We start from the raw sequence: 17,792 nt of genomic DNA, 5'->3' as shown, positions 1-17,792 counted from the left end.
ATCAATCGCCGGTGGCGCTGCCGGTGACCAGCGGGCAGGGCGACTCGCCGTATCGATAACGCAGGTCGATGGTATAGTTCTCGTCCAGATTCTTGCGGATATTGCCCAGGCCCTGGTAGCGGACGATCCGGCCCTCGCTGTCGAAGCCCAGCAGGATGGGGTCGACGAGCCAGCGCAGGAACATCTGGCTGGGGCGCATCGACACGACGAGGTGAGCGTCCAGGGTGTCGCTTTCGGTGGGTTCGGCGACAAACCGGTAGCTCTCGCCCCGGGTCGGTGCCAGGAATTCGAAGTCGACGGAGCGCCCCTGATTCAGGGCGGCCCAGTGCTTCTGAATCAGGTGTACGAACCCGGCGTCGATGACCGCATTATCCGACAGCGGGACCTCCTCGTTGACGCGGTCGCCGGACGATTCCTGCCAGTCGATCCTGGCCAAGCGGTCATCGACGTTGCGGATCCGCATGCGTTCCTGGAACGGGCTCTGGGTGAAGTCGACGGTTGGCCGCAGCGGGTCCGAGGCGTATTCCAGATCCTTGCGCGCGAAGACCTCGTTGCGCGGTCCCAGGCTTTCATTGAGGGCGATGTAATCGACCTGGTGGTCGCGGGGCCGGAACTGGCCCGCCTCACACGTGCCCTCCACGGTGTGGCGTTCTTCGTACAGCGCGCTTTGGTCCGGGGCTTGTGCCGTACCGGTGAAGGTGAACGTTGCAGCGGACACGCCGGAGGTCGCGACGAATCCGACGGCCGTCAGCCAGAATCTGTTTGTTTTCATGCCGGAGTGATCTCCCTGAAAAAACGCTGCTTGATCGCCAGCAGCGCCGGAAACACGATGAGCCAGCCGATCGCCAGCGCAATCAGGCTGGGCAGGGTTTCCGGGAAGCGCACATCGCCCAGCCGGGTGGCGCTCCAGTAGGCGAAGGGCCCGGCCAGGGGCGCGAGCACGTAGGGCAGCCAGCGTCGTTCGCCGACCCACGCCAGGGAGTGGGCCAGGGTAGTCATGAACACGGCCCACAGGCCGACCAGCCAGATCGGCGTCCACAGGGGCAATGTGCCCGGCTCGGCCAGGACGTCCAGGCGAAACCAGAGCCCATCCAGCAACGAGCCGACCGCGGTGCCCAGCAGGATAAACCGCGCCTCCGCGATCCGCGACTGACTGACGAAAGCCAGGTGGGCGCCGACGATGACCAGCGCCAGCAACGCCGCGCCGACACCCGGGAACAGCACGCAGGCGAACCAGCCGACCTGGAACAGGGCGAAGTTGGTGACGTTGCGCAGCAAGTCGTGGCGGATCATGGCGGTGTGATGAGTCATGCGATTAATGTGGGGCCTGTGAGCTGCCCGGTTTGGTGAACTGGACGTGCGCGACGCCAATGGCACGCTCCGAGAAACCCGCTTCACAGTAGCTGAAGTAGAAGTCCCACAGGCGAATGAAGCGGTCGTCGTAACCCAGTTCGCGAATCTGGCGGCGGGCGTCCATGAAGCGCTCCCGCCAATCGTGGAGGGTGCGGGCGTAATGCAGGCCAAAGTCCTCCACCTGCGTCAGGACCAGCTCGGTGCCGTTGCGGACGGAGCCCAGCATGGCGCCGAACGAGGGGATGAAACTGCCCGGGAAGATGTAGCGCTGGATAAAGTCCACGTTACGCAGCGCCCGCTCGTAGCGTTGCTCGGGCATGTTGATGGCCTGGATCAGGGCCTCGCCGCCGGGCTTGAGCCGGTCGCTGATCTGGGCAAAGTAGCTGTCCAGGAACTGCGGCCCCACCGCCTCGATCATCTCGATGGACACCAGCTTGTCGTACTGGCCGGTCAGGTCGCGATAGTCGTCGAACAGGAGTGTGATCCGGTCGGAAAGACCCTTTGCTTCGATGCGCCCGCGGGCCAGCTCGTGCTGTTCGTGGGAGATGGTCGTGGTCGTCACATGGCAGCCGTAGTGCGTCGCCGCGTGGATGGCAAAACCGCCCCAGCCGGTGCCGATCTCCAGCACCCGGTCGCCCGGCTGCAGGTCGAGCTTGCGGCAGATCCGGTCCAGCTTGAACACCGCGGCTTCATCCAGCGTGGCAGCCTCGTCCGGGTAGATCGCCGACGAATACATCAGCGTCGGATCGAGGAAGGTTTCGAACAGGGCGTTGCCCAGGTCGTAGTGGGCCTCGATGTTCTTGCGCGAGCCGGTGCGGCTGTTGCGGTTGAGCCAGTGCAGGCCCTTGAGGGCTGGCTTGCTGATCCAGCTGAACCGGTCCTCAAAGGCGTTCATCCGGTCGATGTTACGCGTGAAGAAGCGCAGCAGGGCGGTCAGGTCGGGGGAGGTCCAGTCCCCGGCCACGTAGGATTCCGCCGCGCCGATGCTGCCGCCGGTGAGCAGATCACGCCAGGTGGACGCGTCGTGGATGCGGATTTCCGCCTCCGGATACTGGCTGTCGCCGTCGCCGAAGACCGCGTCCGGTTGTCCGGCTTCGCTGACCCGCAGCGTCCCCGCCTTGAGCTGCTCGAACTGGCCGGTAACCAGTCGTCGCGCCAGGCCCGACGTGAGCGATCGGTTGGACGTCTGCTGTTGGGTGTTCAGGTTCTCCATGAGCTTACCTTTCCTGTTCCGGGTACTGCGGGATCGACGCGCTCGCCCTGATCGTCGTGTCCCAGCCGGTGGGCCGGGTCGTTGGGGGCGAGCTTGTCCGGATGCGTATGGAACACGGCGCCTTTGATTTTAAGCTTAAGCGCGTGCCAGTAGATGCCGCTTGCCACCTTGATCGATTCCAGGGGAAATCGCCGCACGTGTCGTCTGATGGATATACGTGTCAGGGGGGTGCGTTGGACCGCCAGGGTGGCGTCGAAAACCTTCTGGCCTTCCCGGAGGACGTTCATGTGGATGCGCAACTGATCGTCGCAGGCGCTGAACAGCCAGCGGTACTCCTGATCCATCGGGTTGAACGGAGAGACGTGGAAGCGTTTGCTGAAGCTGTAGCGCTGGCTGCGCCAACCGGCGTCTGTGGTGGTAACGGGCGCGCCGGTGAGGCAGTACAGGTGGCGTTCGTGCCAGGGCGTGTTGGTGATCTGGGCGGCCACGACCCGCGGCAGCGCGCCGGCGGTTGGATCGTCGGTGTCGTCGTAACAGCAATAGAAACTGACCGGGTTGAACACGTAACCCAGGTAGCGCGGATGGGTTATCAGCTCGATTCGGCCGGTCGGACGCCAGCCGGTGGCCTGCTCCACCTGGTCGGCGATGGCCTGCTTGAGGTCGCTGCGCTCGGGGGCGAAGTAGTCGCTGCGCTTCAGCGACAGCCAGTTGAAGCGCTCCCGGGAGAGCAGGCGGCTGCAGTCGCCGATGCGCGACCAGTCGTCGAGGTCCAGGGCCAGCATGCCGGTGTCGTAGCTGAAGACGTGTCGCACCGGCGTCATGCGGCGATGGCGTATGGTGCCTTCGAGCCAGTGACTGCGCAGCGCCCGGTCGGTCATGCCGCCAACTCCGCGCCAAACGCGTTGGCAACCCGCACCGCGCTGCGCACCCCGTCCTCATGGAAGCCGTTGAACCAGTAAGCGCCGCAGAAGTGGGTCCGGTTGGTCCCGCCGATCTCCTCGTAACGTTGCTGCCCGGCCACGGCGTCCAGGGTGAACACCGGATGGGCATAGCGGAATCGCTCGATGATGCGCTCCGGATCGATGTCATCGGTCCGGTTCAGCGTGACGCAGAAGGTTTCCGGAGCGTCGTGGAAGTTCTGCAGGATGTTCATGTTGTAGGTCACCGACACCGGTTCGGTGGCGTGCTGCGGGATGAAGTAGTTCCAGGCGGCCCAGGCTTTGCGGGCGGTGGGCAGCAGTGACGCGTCGGTGTGCAGCACCACATCGTTGTCCTGATACTCGATGGCACCCAGGATCTCCGCTTCCGCGTCGCTGGCGTCGTCCAGCATGGTGAGGGCCTGGTCGCTGTGGCAGGCCAGGATTACCTGGTCGAAGGTCTCCACGTTACCGTTGACGGTAATCTCTACCCGGTCCGAATGGCGCTTGACCGAACTGACCGGTGAATTGAGCCGGGTCAGCGGCCCCAGTTTGTCCATCATGCGCGTGACGTAGCTGGCGGAGCCGCCGCTGAGGACGCGCCAGGTGGGGCGGTCGTCCACCGACAGCATGCCGTGGTTCTCGAAGAACTGCAGGAAAAAGCGCAGCGGGAACTGCTCCAGCGTGATCTCCGGCGCCGACCAGATGGCCGCGCCCATGGGCACAATGTAGTAGTCGCGGAAGTAGCGCGAGAAACGGTGGCGATTGAGATAGCTGCCCAGGGTTTCGTCGTCGCCGATGCGTCCTTTGGCCAGATCCGAGCGGGTCTGCTTGTTGAAACGCAGGATCTCCAGGATCATCCGCAGGAATCGCGGATTGAGCAGGTTCCAGCGCTGGGCGAACAGGGTGTCGAGGCTGGTGCCGTTGTATTCCAGGCCGCTCCGGTCACAGTCGACGCTAAAGCTCATCGAGCTTTCCTCGTGGACGACGCCCAACCGTTCCATCAGCTTGATGAAGTTGGGGTAGGTCCAGTCGTTGAACACGATGAAACCGGTGTTGACCGGCCAGGTGCGTCCGCCCAGTTCGACTGGTCGGGTATGGGTGTGGCCGCCGGCGTAGTCGGCGGCTTCAAAGAGCGTCACATCGTGATGATCGGCCAGGAGCCAGGCGCTGGTGAGCCCGGACACGCCGCCGCCGATAACCGCTACACGCTGGCGCTGCGTCATGGAGTGTCTTCCTTGTTCGGTCTTGCCATACGGGCGGCCAGCGCATCGATCCAGCGCTGCGGGAGGGCGCCCAGTAGCTTGAGGGTGAGGGTGAAACGTTTCGGGAAATGGATCTCCCGATGGCCTTTGCGCAGGCCGTGCATGATTCGGGATGCGGCTTCGTCGGCTTCGATCAGGCCGGGCATCGGGAAGTCGTTACGGTCGGTCAACGGTGTGCGTACGAAGCCGGGAGACACCACGGTCACCTCAATCCCTTCGTGAGCCAGGTCGGCTCGCAGTGAGTGGGCAAAGTAGGTCAGCGCGGCTTTGGACGCGCCATAACCTTCCGCGCGGCCGAAGGGGAACCACCAGGCCGAAGAACTGACGATCACGATCCGGGCGGGCAGTCCCTGGCGTCGGGCCGCGCGGAGCGCCGGCAGTACCGCTTCGACGCTGCGGACCGTGCCGCTGAAGTTAATCGCCACGTTGTGCTCGACCACACTCGCGTCGAAGGCCTGAACGTCCAGGTACTCGCAGGTGCCGGCGTTGAGGATGGCCATCTGCAGCGGCGCCTGTTGGGTAAAGACGTCGCCCAGCGCCGACAGGGCGTCGCGGTCAGTGGTGTCCGCAGGCGCAACCGTGACCTGGCCGGGAAAGCCTTCCGCCATGGCGTCGAGCGGCTCCCGTCGGCGTCCGGTGATGATGAGGTGATGGCTGTCGTGCAGCAGCTGCAAGGCCAGGTGCTCGCCAATGCCCGACGAGGCGCCGGTCAGCCAGATCGACGTGGGGTGTTGCAGTCTCACGTGGTTCATGCGGCGTACTTCCGGATCCAGCGTACCGCCGAACCGAGCAGCGGCAGGTTCTCGTAGAGCAGTTGGCCGGCGTCAAAGTAGTCCCGGTGATATAGGATACGGTCACTGCCCAGTTTCAAATGGCTGATGCCCTGGACCTGTACCGGCTCGCCGCGGCGAATCCGTTTGTGGCGCAGGGTCATGATCCAGGGCAGGGCGACCTGGTCGCCGGTATCGACGGCCCCGTCGAACTCGAAGCGACACTCAATGACGTTGGCGTAGGCGCCGGTGAAATAGTCGCCCAGTGCGTCCAGGCCGTACAGCGTGACGAATGGGTCGGTGAACGCCACATCACGGTCGTAGACTGCCTCCAGCTCGCCGAGCTGATGGGCCGACATCTGGTTGAAAAGGCGCTGGAAGCGCTCAAGGCAGTTGTCCCGGGGCGTGTTCATACGGCCTCCCTTTCTTGGCGTCGGGCCTGGTCAATGTCGATGGCTTCCTGGTGCACTTCTTCGGGCAGACGGTTGAGATCGTGGATGATGCCCGCCTTTTCCATCAGCCATAGGACATAGTAGGTCACGTCAATCTCGTACCAGCGGAAGCCCTGACGCGCGGAGCGTGGCCAGCGATGGTGATTGTTGTGCCAGCCCTCGCCCAGGGTGATCAGCGCCAGCCAGAAGTTATTTCGGCTGTCGTCCTCGGTTTCGAAGCGGCGACTGCCCCAGACATGGGCCAGAGAATTGATCGACACGGTGGCATGGAACAGCACGACCGTTGAGATGAAGAAGCCCCACACGACCAACTGCGGACCGTTGGTTCCGAGCCCTGGTGCCCAGAGGGCAAGCGCTTCGCCCAGCAGGTAGATCAGGGCCAGACAGCAGGCGGGCACCAGCGCGTCGAAGCGGTTGATAAAGCGCAGTTCTGGAAACTTGAGCCAGTCACCGACGCGTTTCTCGTTCATGGCAAAGCCGGCGTCGCAGGTGAACCAGCCGATGTGAGACCACCAGAAGCCGCCGTGTTGCGGCGAATGCAGATCCTCAGGCTCGTCGGAATGCTGGTGGTGGTGGCGGTGGTGTGCGGCCCACCACAGCGGGCCCCGCTGTGCGGCGCTGGCGCCCATGATGGCGAATATCAGCTGCCAGCCACGGCTGGTTTTGAACGTTTTGTGAGAGAAGTAGCGATGATAGAAACCGGTGATCGCGAACATGCGGACCAGGAAAAAGCCCACCGCAAAGGCCAGCGCGAATCCGCTGACGCCGGTAAAAAAGGCCAGCAGGCACGCCAGGTGCAGCGCCACGAAAGGCAGCACCCGGACCAGGTTGAAGGAGCGGGACTGGCGGTCCAACTGATCCGAATGGGCCTCGGAATCGAACCACCTCTGAATGCTGTATAGCCAATGCTGAACTCGGGTCATAATCTACTGCCTTTCCAGTACGGCGATGGACGCTGTTGTCCGGAGCCCGGCGGGTTGATTGGCCCACCGACGCACACTATACGTTTAAAACCAAACATTTGGATGCACCTGCCCTGAAATGAAAAAGCACCAGTCAGTCAAAGAATCCATACGGTCGATTGCCATCGTCGGTTCAGGTCTGAGTGGCCTGAGCGCCGGAATTTTTCTGCAGCAGGCCGGCAAGGCGGTCACCCTGTTCGAGAAGAGCCGTGGCCCGGGCGGCCGCCTCGCCGCCAAACGCACCGGGGACGGCGCGGTGGACATTGGCGCCCAGTACTTCACGGTGCGCAATCCTGTTTTCCGCCAGTTTCTGGACGATTTTGCCGGACCGGACAGCTACGCCGAGTGGAGAGGGCGCCTGCGCCACCAGGGTGATCAGGGGCAATGGGCGAATTTCCACGCAACCGAGCGCTACGTGGGCGTGCCGCGAATGACCGCGATCTCGCGCCGGCTGTCGCAGCATCTCGACGTGCGGGCGGAAACCCGCGTGGCCGGATTGACCCGCGATGCCGGGCAATGGCTGTTGGAAGACACCGCCGGCGGCCGGCATGGCCCGTTCGACGCCGTGCTGGTCACGGCGCCACCGGCGCAGACGCGCACCTTGCTGTCGGATTCCGGGCTGGACCTGGACGGCGCGCCGGGGCTGTTCGACGATCACCCGCTGGCGGCCTGCTGGGCGGTGGCCGCCTGTTTTGCCGATAACCCCTGTACCGATGCGGACGGTCTCGGCGTGCGTCACCCGGTACTGGACTGGGCCGCCAACAACAGCAGCAAACCCGGACGCGCCGGGGATGACGTGTGGTGGGTGTTGCACGCCCGCAGCGACTGGTCGGAACGCCACCAGGACGCGGACCCGCAATGGGTGACCGAGCGCCTGTTGGCGGCGTTTGCAGAGGTGGCCGGCGTCGCGACTGCCCCGTTTCAGACACTGACTCATCGCTGGCTGTATGCCCGCACCGTCGCCGGTTCCAGGCCGCCCGGCTACGTCTGGGATGATGCCCAGCGCCTCGGGCTGTGCGGCGACTGGTTGCAGGGCGGTCGCGTCGAAGGCGCCTTCGAGAGCGCCGAAGCCCTGGTACGGGCGATGCGCTAGGCGTCGTCGCGCAGCAGCGCCGGGCGGCGGTAGAAGTGGGTGATGGTGCCGTCGCCGAACTTGGAGAAAAACGCGCTCACGTCGGTGATGCGCTTGAGGTGACGCTTGCGGCTCACCGGCTCGCGCATCAGCACCTTGATGCCGTTGAAATTGTCCTGGATGTTGGAGAAGCGGGCGCGCATGGTGCAAGTCACCACTTCGGCGGGATCGGTTTCGAGCATCGTGGCCAGTTCGGCACAGTGATTGTTCAGCCGGTCGTTCTCCAGGTTTTCGCGGGTATCCAGATGCTCAAGCTTGACGCGGTCGACGATGCATTTGGAATAGCTGTGCGGCTGCTGGCGCGCCTTGCGCCGGAATGCCTCCCAGAAGAAGTTGTCGGTCAGCTCGGCAAAATAGTCCATCCGGCTCAGGCACAGGTCGACCCAGTCGAACGTGTCCGGATCCTCCAGCACTTCGTTGATGGCTTCCCGCAGCAGCCAGTCGAAGCCCAGCGCCGTTTTGTGGGCGTAGACCTTGCGGTACATCTGGTAGCGGCTGTAGACGAAATCCTCCAGCGCCCCCAGGCCTTTCTGTGTGATGGCCAGTCCGAGCCAGGGCTCATCCACCGTCCAGCCGAAGCGCAGGTTGCTCAACAGGTGGTCCAGGTTGAAGCCGCCGATGGTGACCGACGAGTGGAAGCCGTCACGCAGCATGTAGTCGGCCCGGTCCGCATCGATCTCCCCGGACACGATCGACGACAGCAGATCCATCACCAGTCGCGGCGTCGAGGCGGATTCCAGGGCGCCGGCGTTGGCGTCGGCCCCGGCAATGAACGACCAGAACGTCTCGGCGTGACGGCAGAAAGTGTCCGACGGCTGCACGTTGGTGGTTTCCATGATGCCCAGGACGTCTTCCCGGTGCAGCCCGGCCTCAGCCAGATCCACGCTCTCCAGCACATCCCAGGCGACCCGGACGGAGTAGTGTTCGTGCTCCAGTTCGTCGGGAACGGCGTCGTACAGTGTGCTGGTGTCAACGCCGTGCCACAGGTTCTGGAACCGGTCGGGGCGGGCCATGAGATCCTTGATGCGACGCGCCTGGGTGAACTGGTGGGAGAAGCTGGAGTGGCCGCTGTCATGCAGCAGACACGCCAGCCGGATGGTCTTGGCCAGGTAATCCAGGGCGTCGAGCTGGGTCAGGGTCAGCTCCACCTGGCTGCTCAGCTGGCGTTCGCGCAGGTAGGCATTGATCATGGCGCGGAACATACGGCTGCCCACGTGCATCACGCCGATGCTGTGCAGGAAACGGGAATGCGTGGCGCCGGGGAAAACCAGGCTCAGGATGTCGTTCTGGCAGATGTTGCGCAGGCGCTGGAAGAGGGGATGATCGATTACCTGGATCTCGTGGCGGTACAGGGGAATCCCGCCGTGGACCGGGTCCATGATGAGCTTGTCGTAGGCTCCGAGCAGATCATCTATCGCGCGTCGCATCCGTTGAAGGTCTCCTCAGGCTTGTTATATGTGGCCGCCGTGCCAGAATAGCGGATATAAAGAGGCCCTGAAATGGCTGGTGACCCCCTGAAAGCGTCGAATCTGTGGCAAGTCGTGGTGTTCTGCGGCGTCTGTGAGTTCGCCCGCCGTTTCGGTATGCCTTGCGTTATGCCCGCCGTGCGTCTGTTCGGTGGCCTCCCGTCCGGCGCTTCGGCTGGTTTCCGCGCCGTCATTCTGTCTGTGCAGCGAATGTTCTCGGAGGAAGTCTAAATGGGATCGCGCACCGAGCGCATTCTGATTATTGATCCGGATCCCGAGGCCGCGAAGGAACTGGACCGTTTCCTGGAGTCCCGCGGCTTTTACGTCAGCATCCACGACAATCTCGAGAATGCTTCCCGGGCCATCGACGAGGCGCTGCCCGACGCCATTTTTGCCGACGTGCCGGCCGGCGTCATTGCCCGCCTGAACAGCCGGCTCGATGACGAGGAAACCTTTATTCCGGTCATCGCCTGTCATGCGGCCACTTCGGCCGAGGAAGTGGTTTCCGCGCTGCGTGCCGGCGCCGCCGATTTCGTGATCAAGCCCTTTACCGACAAGGTGTCGCTGGACGACGTGCTGTCCAAACTGTTCGACCGGGTGCGGGTGTCGCGGCTTAATCAGGTCTATCGGGAAGAGTTGGAAAGCGCCAATCGGGACTTGCGCTCGGGGATATCGGAACTGCGCGCCGACCAGCGGGCCGGCCGCAAGGTGCAGCTCAAGATGTTGCCGGACCGGCATTTCGAGTCCACCGAGCTGTCGATCGACCACATGATCAAACCCTCGCTGTACCTCAGCGGCGACTTTCTCGATTACTTTCCGCTGGATGAGAATCGCACCCTGGTTTATATCGCCGATGTATCCGGCCATGGCGCCAGCTCCGCGTTCGTCACCGTGTTGCTGAAGAATCTGACCAACCGCCTGCAACGTAACGTCAAGAGAGGGTCCAGTGACGACATTCTGTATCCGGACCGGTTTCTGGAACGCATCAACTCGGAGTTGCTGGACACCGGGCTCGGCAAGCACCTGACGGTGTTCGCCGGCATTATCTCCCACCGGGAGCGGAGCCTGACTTACGCAGTGGGTGCGCATTTTCCGATGCCCATCCTTGATAATGGGCCGGGCGGTACGCATTTCCTGGAAGGAACCGGGCTTCCGGTGGGGCTGTTCGAGGATCCCAAGTGGGAGATTTACGAAACGCCGCTGAACGAAGGCTTCCGGTTATTGCTGTTTTCCGATGGCATCCTTGAGGTTATCAAGGCGAAAAACCTCCATGAAAAGGAGATGAGACTACTTGAAGTCGTCTCCGGAGGTCGTCACACTATCGCATCGCTGAGCGATGCCCTTAACCTCGATGACATCACCGAATTGCCGGACGATATTGCGATCGTGACAGTGACGGACGTAGTGGCGAACTGACATGTCTAGTTACAAGATACTGCAAGCCGAACAGCAGGGGATCTACCTCCTCAAGTTTATCGGCGAAATCCGGCTGAACCTGTGTTCGACGCTGGACAACCTGGTCGATTCGATCACCAATAATCCGGAATTCCGTACGGTGGTGATCGATCTGACAGAAACCGATATCATCGACAGCACCACCTTGGGCCTGCTTGCCAAGATTGCTATAGCTGCGGAAAAACGCAGCCATTTCCTGCCGACCCTGATTTCCACCAATCCCGATGTGACCCGCATCATCACCTCGATGGGTTTCGACAAGATCTTTATCATCGTGCGTGAGCCCGCCTCGCGCATCGAGGAACTGGAAGAGATTCCGGTGCTGCGGGCCAGCGAACAGCAGGTTCGCGATAAAGTGCTTGATGCCCACCGTGTGCTGATGGGCATGAACAGCCGCAACCGGGAAGAATTCAAGAATCTGGTGCGGGCCCTCGAGTGCGAGGAGCACTGACCCCGGACCGACCGCTCAAGACGTCCCTGTCGGGCGGATCTGTCCGTGGCAAGCCGGGCCTGAGTGGCCCACGCCGGACCAGGACACCACCACGGAAACCCCATGTCTGAAAAAAATAACGAGTCATCCGCCCGCGCGTCCTCCGAATCCGGACGCCAGGTCGCCGTTCTGGGCGGCGGCAGCTTCGGGACGGCCATGACCAAGGTGCTGGCCGAAAACGGCCACCATGTCCGTTTCTGGATGCGTGACGCCGAACAGGCGGAACAGATCCGCAGCCAGCGCGAGAACACCCGTTACATGCCCGGCTTCAAGCTCGAGGGCGATATCCATCCTACTACCGATCTCAGAGCCACTATTCACGGCGCCGAGGCCGTTTTTCTGGCCATCCCCAGCAAGGCGTTTCGCACGGTCATCCGCGAACATGCGGCGGACTTCGAAGACGGGCAGGTCGTCGTCAGCCTGACCAAGGGGATCGAGCGAGAGGGTTTTCGCCTGATGAGCGAAATCCTGCAGGAAGAAATCCCGCGTACCCGCATCGGCGTGCTCAGTGGTCCCAATCTGGCCCAGGAAATCGCCGAGCGGGACCTGACCGCCACGGTGATTGCGGCCAAGGACCCGGACGTTCGCAACCGAGTGCAGGAGCTGCTGGGCTGCAAATATTTCCGGGTCTACGCCAACGTCGACGTTTACGGCGTCGAGCTGGCAGGCGCCCTCAAGAACATCTACGCCATTATCGCCGGCATGGCGTCGGCCCTTGAGCTGGGCGAGAACGCCCGCGCCATGCTGATCACCCGCAGCCTGGCCGAAATGAGTCGGTTTGCCGTCAGCCTGGGCGGTAACCCCATGACGTTTATGGGCCTGGCCGGGGTTGGCGATCTGATCGTGACCTGCACCTCGTCGAAAAGCCGCAACTTCCGCATTGGTTACGCCGTCGGCCAGGGTCAGGAACTGGATGACGCCGTGGCTGAACTGGGGCAGGTGGCTGAGGGCATCCGCACGCTGCAGCTGGTCAGGGAGAAGGCCGAGGACATGGGCGTGCCCATGCCGTTAGTGGGCGGGCTCTACAAAATCCTGTACAGCGATGCCACGATTCACGATGTGATCCGGGGATTGATGACGGCGGTGCAGAACTCCGACGTCGAGTTCATACTGCCACGTACGGCATCGTCCTGAGCGCGCTTGGCGCGCGCAAAGCGTGGAAGAACCTGCACTATCGGAGAAGCGGCACGTGAATCTGATCATCATGCGTCACGGCGAGGCGGGCTGGCATAGTCTGGACCAGGAGCGGGAACTGACCGAGGCGGGACGCTTCGCCACCGGGACGGTCGCCAATCAGATTGCCTCGTCCAGCTGGCGGCCGCAGCTGATCTGGTGCAGCCCGCTGGTCCGTGCCCAGCAGACGGCTGCCATCGTCAGTGGCGTCATCAACGTTCCGGTGATCGAGCGACCGTTCCTGACGCCCGATGACGATCCCGGCCAATGCCTGGATGCGCTGCTTATCGAAGACGATTTGCCGGAAACCCTGATGATCGTCTCGCATATGCCGCTGGTGGGCGCGCTATCCACGCTGCTGGTGGACGGCCACCGGCGCGGTATCCCGTTCATGACCAGTCAGGCGGTGGTGCTGGACATGCCCATCGTCGGGCCCGGGTGCGGCGACCTGCGGGCCCAGTTTCTCGGTTAGATCTCAGCGCAGCAGGTTCTCGAGTCGTTCCACCGCAAGTGCCAGCGACGCGTCGCTGGTGTGGCAGTGGGGCGACCAGCGAACACCGCCGCCACGGCTGGCGCAGACCACGCGGTCGGCCATCAGCCGCTGGTAGAGGGATTCCGAATCCTGGCCCTGAATCCGAAACGTCAGAATGCCCGAGCGGCGTTCCGGTGACAGGTCCGACAGGATTTCCACGCCATCGATCCCCTGCAGGCGTCCCGCGAGGCTGTCGACTTTAGCCTCAATCGTCCGTTGCACGTTTTCCAGTCCGTACTCCAGAAGCAGGCCAACACTGGCTTCCAGCGCATGGGCGGCGAGCATGTTGGGGCTGCCGCACTCGAAGCGCGTGGCGGTGCCTGACGGCGTCCAGTCTGTCTGCTTGAAGTCACTGCGTTTCTCGACCATGTGCCAGCCGAATTCGGTCAGGCGGAGCTGCTCGCGCAGGTCGGGACGCACGTAAAAAACGCCCAGTCCCTCCGGGCCCAGCAGCCATTTGTGGCCGTCGGCCATGGTGAAATCGATACAGTCCCGTTGCACGTCCATGGGTATCGCGCCCAGGCTCTGGATGGCATCCACGCAGAACAGCACACCGGCCTTGCGGCAGGCGGCGCCGAGGCGGGTCAGATCCACCCGGAACCCGGTGCCGTACTGCACGGAGCTGATGGCCAGCAGGCGGGTTCTGTCGTTGAATGCATTGACCAGGTCGCCCTCGGGATCGTTTCCGTCCAGGCTGACGCTTCGTACGACAACACCCTGGTCCGCCAGGGCTTCCCAGACAATCCGGTTTGAGGGGAATTCCTGGTCGGAGATAATGATTTCATCGCCGGACTGCCAGGCAAGGCCGCCGGCGACGAAGGAAAGCGCTTCGGAGGTGTTTTTCACCAGCGCGATATCGTCCGGTGAGGGCGCGTTCAGCAGGTTGCCGAGGTGTCGGCGCAGGCGGTTCTCCACCTCGATCCATTGCGGGTAATGCTGGGCGCCACGCCCGGCGTTTTCCCGGGCGAAGCGCATCACCGCCTCGCTGGCCCGCAACGGCCAGGGCGCCACGGCCGCGTGGTTCAGGTAGGCAATGTCGGGATCGAGATTGAATTCCTGCTGCAAATCCATGGTTGTTTGGTTTCCTTCAATGACGGCTTGGTGAGTCACCCGTCGACACTACCACACCGTCCTGGCGACGGGCACAGACCGGGGGCCATCGATTGCACCGAGCCGCTTCTCCGGTCGCCTGGCGAAGCGCTGTTGACTGTTCCGGCTGTTCAGCGGGACAGATGTCTTTATCGGCAACCTGAACTGGACAATGTCGTGTTTCGACGTGACCATGCGTCGGGTGAGCGGTCGTCAAAGACGCGCCTGCGTCGGACAAGACCGGGCGGCTTGGCACGGCTCCCCTGGCAGGCAAGGGCTGTACCGAAAAATAGCGGGAGAGAAGATGACAGACGACACCAAACGCATTGAGGCGCAGTTAGAGGAGATCCGCGAATCTCTGGAAGGGCGTCCGCCCCTCGATCAGTGGCATCCGGAGCTGTCCGGCGAGATCGATATCCAGATCCTGCGCGACGGCACCTGGCTGTATCGGGGTGAGCCCATGAAGCGGGAAGCCCTTGTGCGGCTGTTTGCCACCATCCTGCGTCGCGAAGCCGACGGCGAATACTACCTGGTGACGCCGGTGGAGAAGTGGCACCTGCGGGTTGAAGACGCGCCACTGATCGCCCACAGCCTGAAGGTCAGCGGGAAAGGCCGTGACCAGGTGCTCAGCCTGACCCTCAACACCGGCGAATCGCTGGTCGTTGGCGGGGAGCACCCGCTGCAGCTTGGTAGCTACGCCGACGGCGAGCCGCGCCCGGTGGTCACGGTGCTGCACGATGTGGAAGCGCGACTGGCGACACCGGCCTACTACGAGCTGGCCGATTGTGTGGTGCCGGCTGAGCACGATTCGTCCATGTTGGGCGTGTGGAGTGATGGCGCATTTTTCGAGCTGGGCAGCAGTGATTGAAAAAAAATTACCCTGAATTGGCCGGAGAGGGTTGAAAAGCGAGGGCTCCGCCGACATCTCTGGTAGCGACGTCAGCGCATGGTTTGTTACGCTGTCAGACTTACACTCTTGTTATCGAGCCCTGCTCTCTAACGAGGATGGTTGTCGTTAGTCACTCTGTGCAGTCCGGCTGTTCAAGACCACTTTCGATTGCCGCTACACATACACAGTCATTGCGACACGCAAGGAGAACACATGGCCCAACCTCGTGTTGTTACCATCCATTACACGCTCACCAACGAACAGGGCGAGCAGCTCGACTCTTCCCGCGAGGAAGGTCGCGAGCCGCTGACCTATCTGGAAGGTGCACAGAACATCATCAGCGGCCTGGAATCAGCGCTGAATGAAAAGGACGCAGGCGACAAGGTACAGGTTTCCGTTGATCCCGCCGAAGGTTATGGCGAAGTGAACGAAGAGCTGGTCCAGCCGGTACCGCGTTCCGCATTCGAAGGTGTCGACACCATCGAGCCGGGCATGCAGTTCCAGGCTCAGACGCCGGGCGGCCCCCAGATCGTTCGCGTGGTTAAGGTTGAGGAAGAGACCGTCACCATCGATGCCAACCATCCGCTGGCCGGTGAGACCCTGAACTTCGACGTGGAAGTCGTCGAAACGCGTGAGCCGACCGAAGAAGAGGTCGAGCACGGTCACGCGCACTAAGATCGACTCGCTCGGTCACGAAAAGCGGCTCCTGGAGCCGCTTTTTTTATGTCCGAATGGGCGCTCAACGCATTATGAAGTCGGAAACGAAAAAGGCGACTCCGGGGAGTCGCCTTTTTCATGCTTACCGAACGGGGTTTACATGTTCGGATAGTTCGGACCGCCACCGCCTTCCGGTGTCACCCAGGTGATGTTCTGGGCCGGATCCTTGATGTCGCAGGTCTTGCAGTGAACGCAGTTCTGGGCGTTGATCTGGAACCGCTTGCCGCTGCCATCGTCCGCGTCCACCACTTCGTACACGCCGGCCGGGCAATAGCGCTGAGCCGGTTCGTTGTACTTGGGCAGGTTCTCCTGGATCGGGGTGTCCGGGTTGGTCAGCTTCAGGTGGATCGGCTGATCTTCCTCGTGGTTGGTGTTGGAGATGAACACCGAGGACAGACGGTCGAAGGTCAGGGTGTTGTCCGGCTTCGGGTAGTCGATCTTCTTCGACTGGTCCGCCGGCTTCAGGGTGGCGTAGTCCGGTGTGGTGTCGTGGAAAGTGATCGGCAGGCTGCGACGCAGGACGTTCTGCTCCAGGTACGCGATGCCGCCACCGACGATGTTGCCGAACTTGTGCATGGCCGGGCCGAAGTTGCGCTCGTCGTACAGCTCCTTGTAGAGCCAGCTGTTCTCGAAACGCTCGGCGAAGCTGGTAATTTCCTCACCGGACTTGCCTTCCTTCAGTGCTTCAAAGACCGCTTCGGCGCCCAACAGGCCGGACTTCATGGCGGTGTGGGAACCCTTGATCTTGGAGCTGTTCAGGGTGCCGGCGTCACAGCCCAGCAGCAGGCCGCCCGGGAAGCTCATCTTGGGCAGGGCGTTGTAGCCGCCTTTGGTGATGGCACGCGCGCCGTAGGAAACGCGCTTGCCGCCTTCCAGATACTGCTTGATTTCCGGGTGCAGCTTGAGGCGCTGGAACTCCTCGAACGGGCTCACGTGCGGGTTGCTGTAGGACAGGTCCGTGATCAGACCGACGTAAACCTGGCCGCCTTCGAGGTGGTACAGGAAGGAGCCGCCGGTGGAGCCGGACTCGTTCAGCGGCCAGCCGGTGGTGTGAACGACCAGCCCCGGCTCGTGTTTGGCCGGATCGATGTCCCACAGCTCCTTGATGCCGATGCCGTAGTGCTGCGGGTCCTTGCCTTCGTCGAGCTTGAAGTCGGCGATCAGCTTCTTGCCCAGGTGGCCGCGGCAGCCTTCGGAGAACAGGGTGTACTTGGCGCGCAGCTCCATACCCGGCATGTAGCCGTCTTTTTCGCTGCCGTCACGGGCCACGCCCATGTCACCGGTGATAATGCCCTTGACCTGACCGTCCTCGATGATGGTCTCGGCGGCGGCGAAGCCGGGGTAGACTTCCACGCCCAGGCCCTCGGCCTGCTCGGCCAGCCAGCGGCACAGGTTGCCCAGGCTGATGATGTAGTTGCCGTGGTTGTGCATGTTGCGCGGCACAAAGGCGTTCGGGACCTTGGTGGCCGAATCCTGGCCGCGCAGCACGAAGATGTCGTCGCGGGTGACCGGGGTGTTCAGCGGGGCGCCTTTCTCTTTCCAGTCGGGGAAGAGTTCGTTGAGGGCGGTCGGCTCGAACACGGTACCGGCCATGATATGGGCGCCGACTTCCGACCCCTTCTCAACGACGCATACGGTGAGTTCTTCGCCGGATTCCTGCGCCATCTGCATGATGCGGCAGGCGGCGGACAGCCCGGCCGGGCCCGCCCCGACGATCAGAACATCAAATTCCATCGATTCGCGTTCCACGTTGGTCTCCTCATACTTCTTTTGTGGATCTTGGGATTCGACGCGCATCTATAGAGGCGGCGAAGAAGAATCCTGTTGTCTCTCGTTTTAGTAGGGTGAGCCCGGTTAACACAAGAAACCGATGAGTCACCTGGTTCGCACAGCGGTATTGGTAAATCGCTGTGCGAG

At 62.6% G+C, this 17,792-nt stretch carries 18 protein-coding genes; 7 read left to right on the top strand and 11 right to left on the bottom strand.

What is annotated here, in order from left to right; translation table 11 throughout:
• Nucleotide 1: 1 nt before the first annotated feature.
• Genes DKK67_RS10695 through DKK67_RS10660 form a run of 8 tightly spaced genes read right to left on the bottom strand, consistent with a single transcriptional unit; the run spans nt 2 to nt 6,893 of the window.
• Complete coding sequence (locus tag DKK67_RS10695) at nt 2-772, bottom strand: hypothetical protein (RefSeq protein ID WP_111496327.1); 771 nt, start codon at nt 770-772, stop codon at nt 2-4.
• A complete protein-coding gene (locus tag DKK67_RS10690) occupies nt 769-1,311 on the bottom strand; it encodes a DUF2878 domain-containing protein (protein WP_228160573.1) in 543 nt (180 codons plus the stop codon). Before DKK67_RS10690 ends, DKK67_RS10695 begins: the two co-directional genes overlap by 4 nt.
• A gap of 4 nt (nt 1,312-1,315) precedes the next feature.
• Nucleotides 1,316-2,566, bottom strand: coding sequence for an SAM-dependent methyltransferase (locus DKK67_RS10685; RefSeq protein ID WP_111496325.1), 1,251 nt, complete (start codon nt 2,564-2,566; stop codon nt 1,316-1,318).
• Nucleotides 2,554-3,444 (bottom strand): DUF1365 domain-containing protein, encoded by an 891-nt coding sequence (locus tag DKK67_RS10680; protein ID WP_228160572.1) that lies wholly within the window; start codon nt 3,442-3,444, stop codon nt 2,554-2,556. Before DKK67_RS10680 ends, DKK67_RS10685 begins: the two co-directional genes overlap by 13 nt.
• Nucleotides 3,441-4,709 carry an NAD(P)/FAD-dependent oxidoreductase gene (locus DKK67_RS10675; protein WP_111496324.1) on the bottom strand — a complete coding sequence of 423 codons (1,269 nt, stop codon included), beginning with the start codon at nt 4,707-4,709 and terminating at the stop codon, nt 3,441-3,443. The genes DKK67_RS10680 and DKK67_RS10675 overlap by 4 nt, the downstream gene beginning before the upstream one ends.
• Entirely contained in the window at nt 4,706-5,500 is a 795-nt protein-coding gene (locus DKK67_RS10670; RefSeq protein ID WP_111496323.1) for an SDR family NAD(P)-dependent oxidoreductase, read from the bottom strand. Before DKK67_RS10670 ends, DKK67_RS10675 begins: the two co-directional genes overlap by 4 nt.
• A complete protein-coding gene (locus DKK67_RS10665; RefSeq protein ID WP_111496322.1) occupies nt 5,497-5,931 on the bottom strand; it encodes a nuclear transport factor 2 family protein in 435 nt (144 codons plus the stop codon). The genes DKK67_RS10670 and DKK67_RS10665 overlap by 4 nt, the downstream gene beginning before the upstream one ends.
• The gene (locus DKK67_RS10660) at nt 5,928-6,893 is read right to left on the bottom strand and encodes an acyl-CoA desaturase (RefSeq protein WP_111496321.1); all 966 of its coding nucleotides are present in this window, start codon (nt 6,891-6,893) and stop codon (nt 5,928-5,930) included. The genes DKK67_RS10665 and DKK67_RS10660 overlap by 4 nt, the downstream gene beginning before the upstream one ends.
• A 118-nt stretch (nt 6,894-7,011) precedes the next feature.
• On the opposite strand from DKK67_RS10660, the gene DKK67_RS10655 reads away from it, so the two are divergent.
• The gene (locus DKK67_RS10655) at nt 7,012-8,025 is read left to right on the top strand and encodes an NAD(P)/FAD-dependent oxidoreductase (RefSeq protein WP_111496320.1); all 1,014 of its coding nucleotides are present in this window, start codon (nt 7,012-7,014) and stop codon (nt 8,023-8,025) included.
• Here the strand turns inward: DKK67_RS10655 and DKK67_RS10650 are convergent.
• The gene (locus DKK67_RS10650; protein ID WP_111496319.1) at nt 8,022-9,491 is read right to left on the bottom strand and encodes an HD domain-containing protein; all 1,470 of its coding nucleotides are present in this window, start codon (nt 9,489-9,491) and stop codon (nt 8,022-8,024) included. The genes DKK67_RS10655 and DKK67_RS10650 overlap by 4 nt on opposite strands.
• Nucleotides 9,492-9,761: 270 nt before the next feature.
• Here DKK67_RS10650 and DKK67_RS10640 point away from each other — a divergent pair, with 270 nt between their 5' ends.
• The 4 genes from DKK67_RS10640 to DKK67_RS10625 all read left to right on the top strand — a co-directional run bounded on the left by DKK67_RS10640 (nt 9,762) and on the right by DKK67_RS10625 (nt 13,120).
• Nucleotides 9,762-10,946, top strand: coding sequence for a PP2C family protein-serine/threonine phosphatase (locus DKK67_RS10640; RefSeq protein ID WP_111496317.1), 1,185 nt, complete (start codon nt 9,762-9,764; stop codon nt 10,944-10,946).
• 1 nt (nt 10,947) lies between these two features.
• Entirely contained in the window at nt 10,948-11,436 is a 489-nt protein-coding gene (locus DKK67_RS10635) for an STAS domain-containing protein (protein ID WP_111496316.1), read from the top strand.
• A 102-nt stretch (nt 11,437-11,538) separates the two neighbouring features.
• The gene (locus DKK67_RS10630; protein WP_111496315.1) at nt 11,539-12,609 is read left to right on the top strand and encodes an NAD(P)H-dependent glycerol-3-phosphate dehydrogenase; all 1,071 of its coding nucleotides are present in this window, start codon (nt 11,539-11,541) and stop codon (nt 12,607-12,609) included.
• Nucleotides 12,610-12,664: 55 nt separating this feature from the next.
• Nucleotides 12,665-13,120 carry a SixA phosphatase family protein gene (locus DKK67_RS10625; protein ID WP_111496314.1) on the top strand — a complete coding sequence of 152 codons (456 nt, stop codon included), beginning with the start codon at nt 12,665-12,667 and terminating at the stop codon, nt 13,118-13,120.
• Nucleotides 13,121-13,123: 3 nt separating this feature from the next.
• On the opposite strand, the gene DKK67_RS10620 is transcribed toward DKK67_RS10625, so the two are convergent.
• Nucleotides 13,124-14,251: an aminotransferase class V-fold PLP-dependent enzyme gene (locus DKK67_RS10620; protein WP_111496313.1), complete on the bottom strand. Its 1,128-nt coding sequence runs from the start codon at nt 14,249-14,251 to the stop codon at nt 13,124-13,126.
• A 322-nt stretch (nt 14,252-14,573) separates the two neighbouring features.
• Between DKK67_RS10620 and DKK67_RS10615 the strand changes: the two genes are divergently transcribed.
• Both DKK67_RS10615 and DKK67_RS10610 read left to right on the top strand, forming a co-directional pair.
• Entirely contained in the window at nt 14,574-15,137 is a 564-nt protein-coding gene (locus DKK67_RS10615; protein ID WP_111496312.1) for a DUF1285 domain-containing protein, read from the top strand.
• A 234-nt stretch (nt 15,138-15,371) separates the two neighbouring features.
• Nucleotides 15,372-15,833 (top strand): FKBP-type peptidyl-prolyl cis-trans isomerase, encoded by a 462-nt coding sequence (locus tag DKK67_RS10610; protein WP_111496311.1) that lies wholly within the window; start codon nt 15,372-15,374, stop codon nt 15,831-15,833.
• Between the two features lie 138 nt (nt 15,834-15,971).
• Here DKK67_RS10610 and DKK67_RS10605 read toward each other — a convergent pair whose 3' ends face one another.
• Nucleotides 15,972-17,624, bottom strand: a complete 1,653-nt coding sequence (locus DKK67_RS10605) for an electron transfer flavoprotein-ubiquinone oxidoreductase (protein WP_111496860.1) — start codon at nt 17,622-17,624, stop codon at nt 15,972-15,974.
• Between the last annotated feature and the right edge of the window lie 168 nt (nt 17,625-17,792).

This window comes from Marinobacter bohaiensis, assembly GCF_003258515.1.
Lineage (GTDB): Bacteria > Pseudomonadota > Gammaproteobacteria > Pseudomonadales > Oleiphilaceae > Marinobacter_A > Marinobacter_A bohaiensis.
Note: the sequence above shows the minus strand (reverse complement) of the source record. Positions and strands in the feature narration are given on the sequence as shown.

Bases quoted from the DNA above. Each gene is read 5' to 3' on its own strand.
- DKK67_RS10695 (WP_111496327.1), bottom strand. From the start codon at position 772: ATGAAAACAAACAGATTCTGGCTGACGGCCGTCGGATTCGTCGCGACC.
- DKK67_RS10670 (WP_111496323.1), bottom strand. From the start codon at position 5,500: ATGAACCACGTGAGACTGCAACACCCCACGTCGATCTGGCTGACCGGC.
- DKK67_RS10635 (WP_111496316.1), top strand. From the start codon at position 10,948: ATGTCTAGTTACAAGATACTGCAAGCCGAACAGCAGGGGATCTACCTC.
- DKK67_RS10650 (WP_111496319.1), bottom strand. From the start codon at position 9,491: ATGCGACGCGCGATAGATGATCTGCTCGGAGCCTACGACAAGCTCATC.
- DKK67_RS10685 (WP_111496325.1), bottom strand. From the start codon at position 2,566: ATGGAGAACCTGAACACCCAACAGCAGACGTCCAACCGATCGCTCACG.
- DKK67_RS10640 (WP_111496317.1), top strand. From the start codon at position 9,762: ATGGGATCGCGCACCGAGCGCATTCTGATTATTGATCCGGATCCCGAG.
- DKK67_RS10630 (WP_111496315.1), top strand. From the start codon at position 11,539: ATGTCTGAAAAAAATAACGAGTCATCCGCCCGCGCGTCCTCCGAATCC.
- DKK67_RS10655 (WP_111496320.1), top strand. From the start codon at position 7,012: ATGAAAAAGCACCAGTCAGTCAAAGAATCCATACGGTCGATTGCCATC.
- DKK67_RS10610 (WP_111496311.1), top strand. From the start codon at position 15,372: ATGGCCCAACCTCGTGTTGTTACCATCCATTACACGCTCACCAACGAA.
- DKK67_RS10675 (WP_111496324.1), bottom strand. From the start codon at position 4,709: ATGACGCAGCGCCAGCGTGTAGCGGTTATCGGCGGCGGCGTGTCCGGG.
- DKK67_RS10660 (WP_111496321.1), bottom strand. From the start codon at position 6,893: ATGACCCGAGTTCAGCATTGGCTATACAGCATTCAGAGGTGGTTCGAT.
- DKK67_RS10620 (WP_111496313.1), bottom strand. From the start codon at position 14,251: ATGGATTTGCAGCAGGAATTCAATCTCGATCCCGACATTGCCTACCTG.
- DKK67_RS10690 (WP_228160573.1), bottom strand. From the start codon at position 1,311: ATGACTCATCACACCGCCATGATCCGCCACGACTTGCTGCGCAACGTC.
- DKK67_RS10615 (WP_111496312.1), top strand. From the start codon at position 14,574: ATGACAGACGACACCAAACGCATTGAGGCGCAGTTAGAGGAGATCCGC.
- DKK67_RS10665 (WP_111496322.1), bottom strand. From the start codon at position 5,931: ATGAACACGCCCCGGGACAACTGCCTTGAGCGCTTCCAGCGCCTTTTC.
- DKK67_RS10680 (WP_228160572.1), bottom strand. From the start codon at position 3,444: ATGACCGACCGGGCGCTGCGCAGTCACTGGCTCGAAGGCACCATACGC.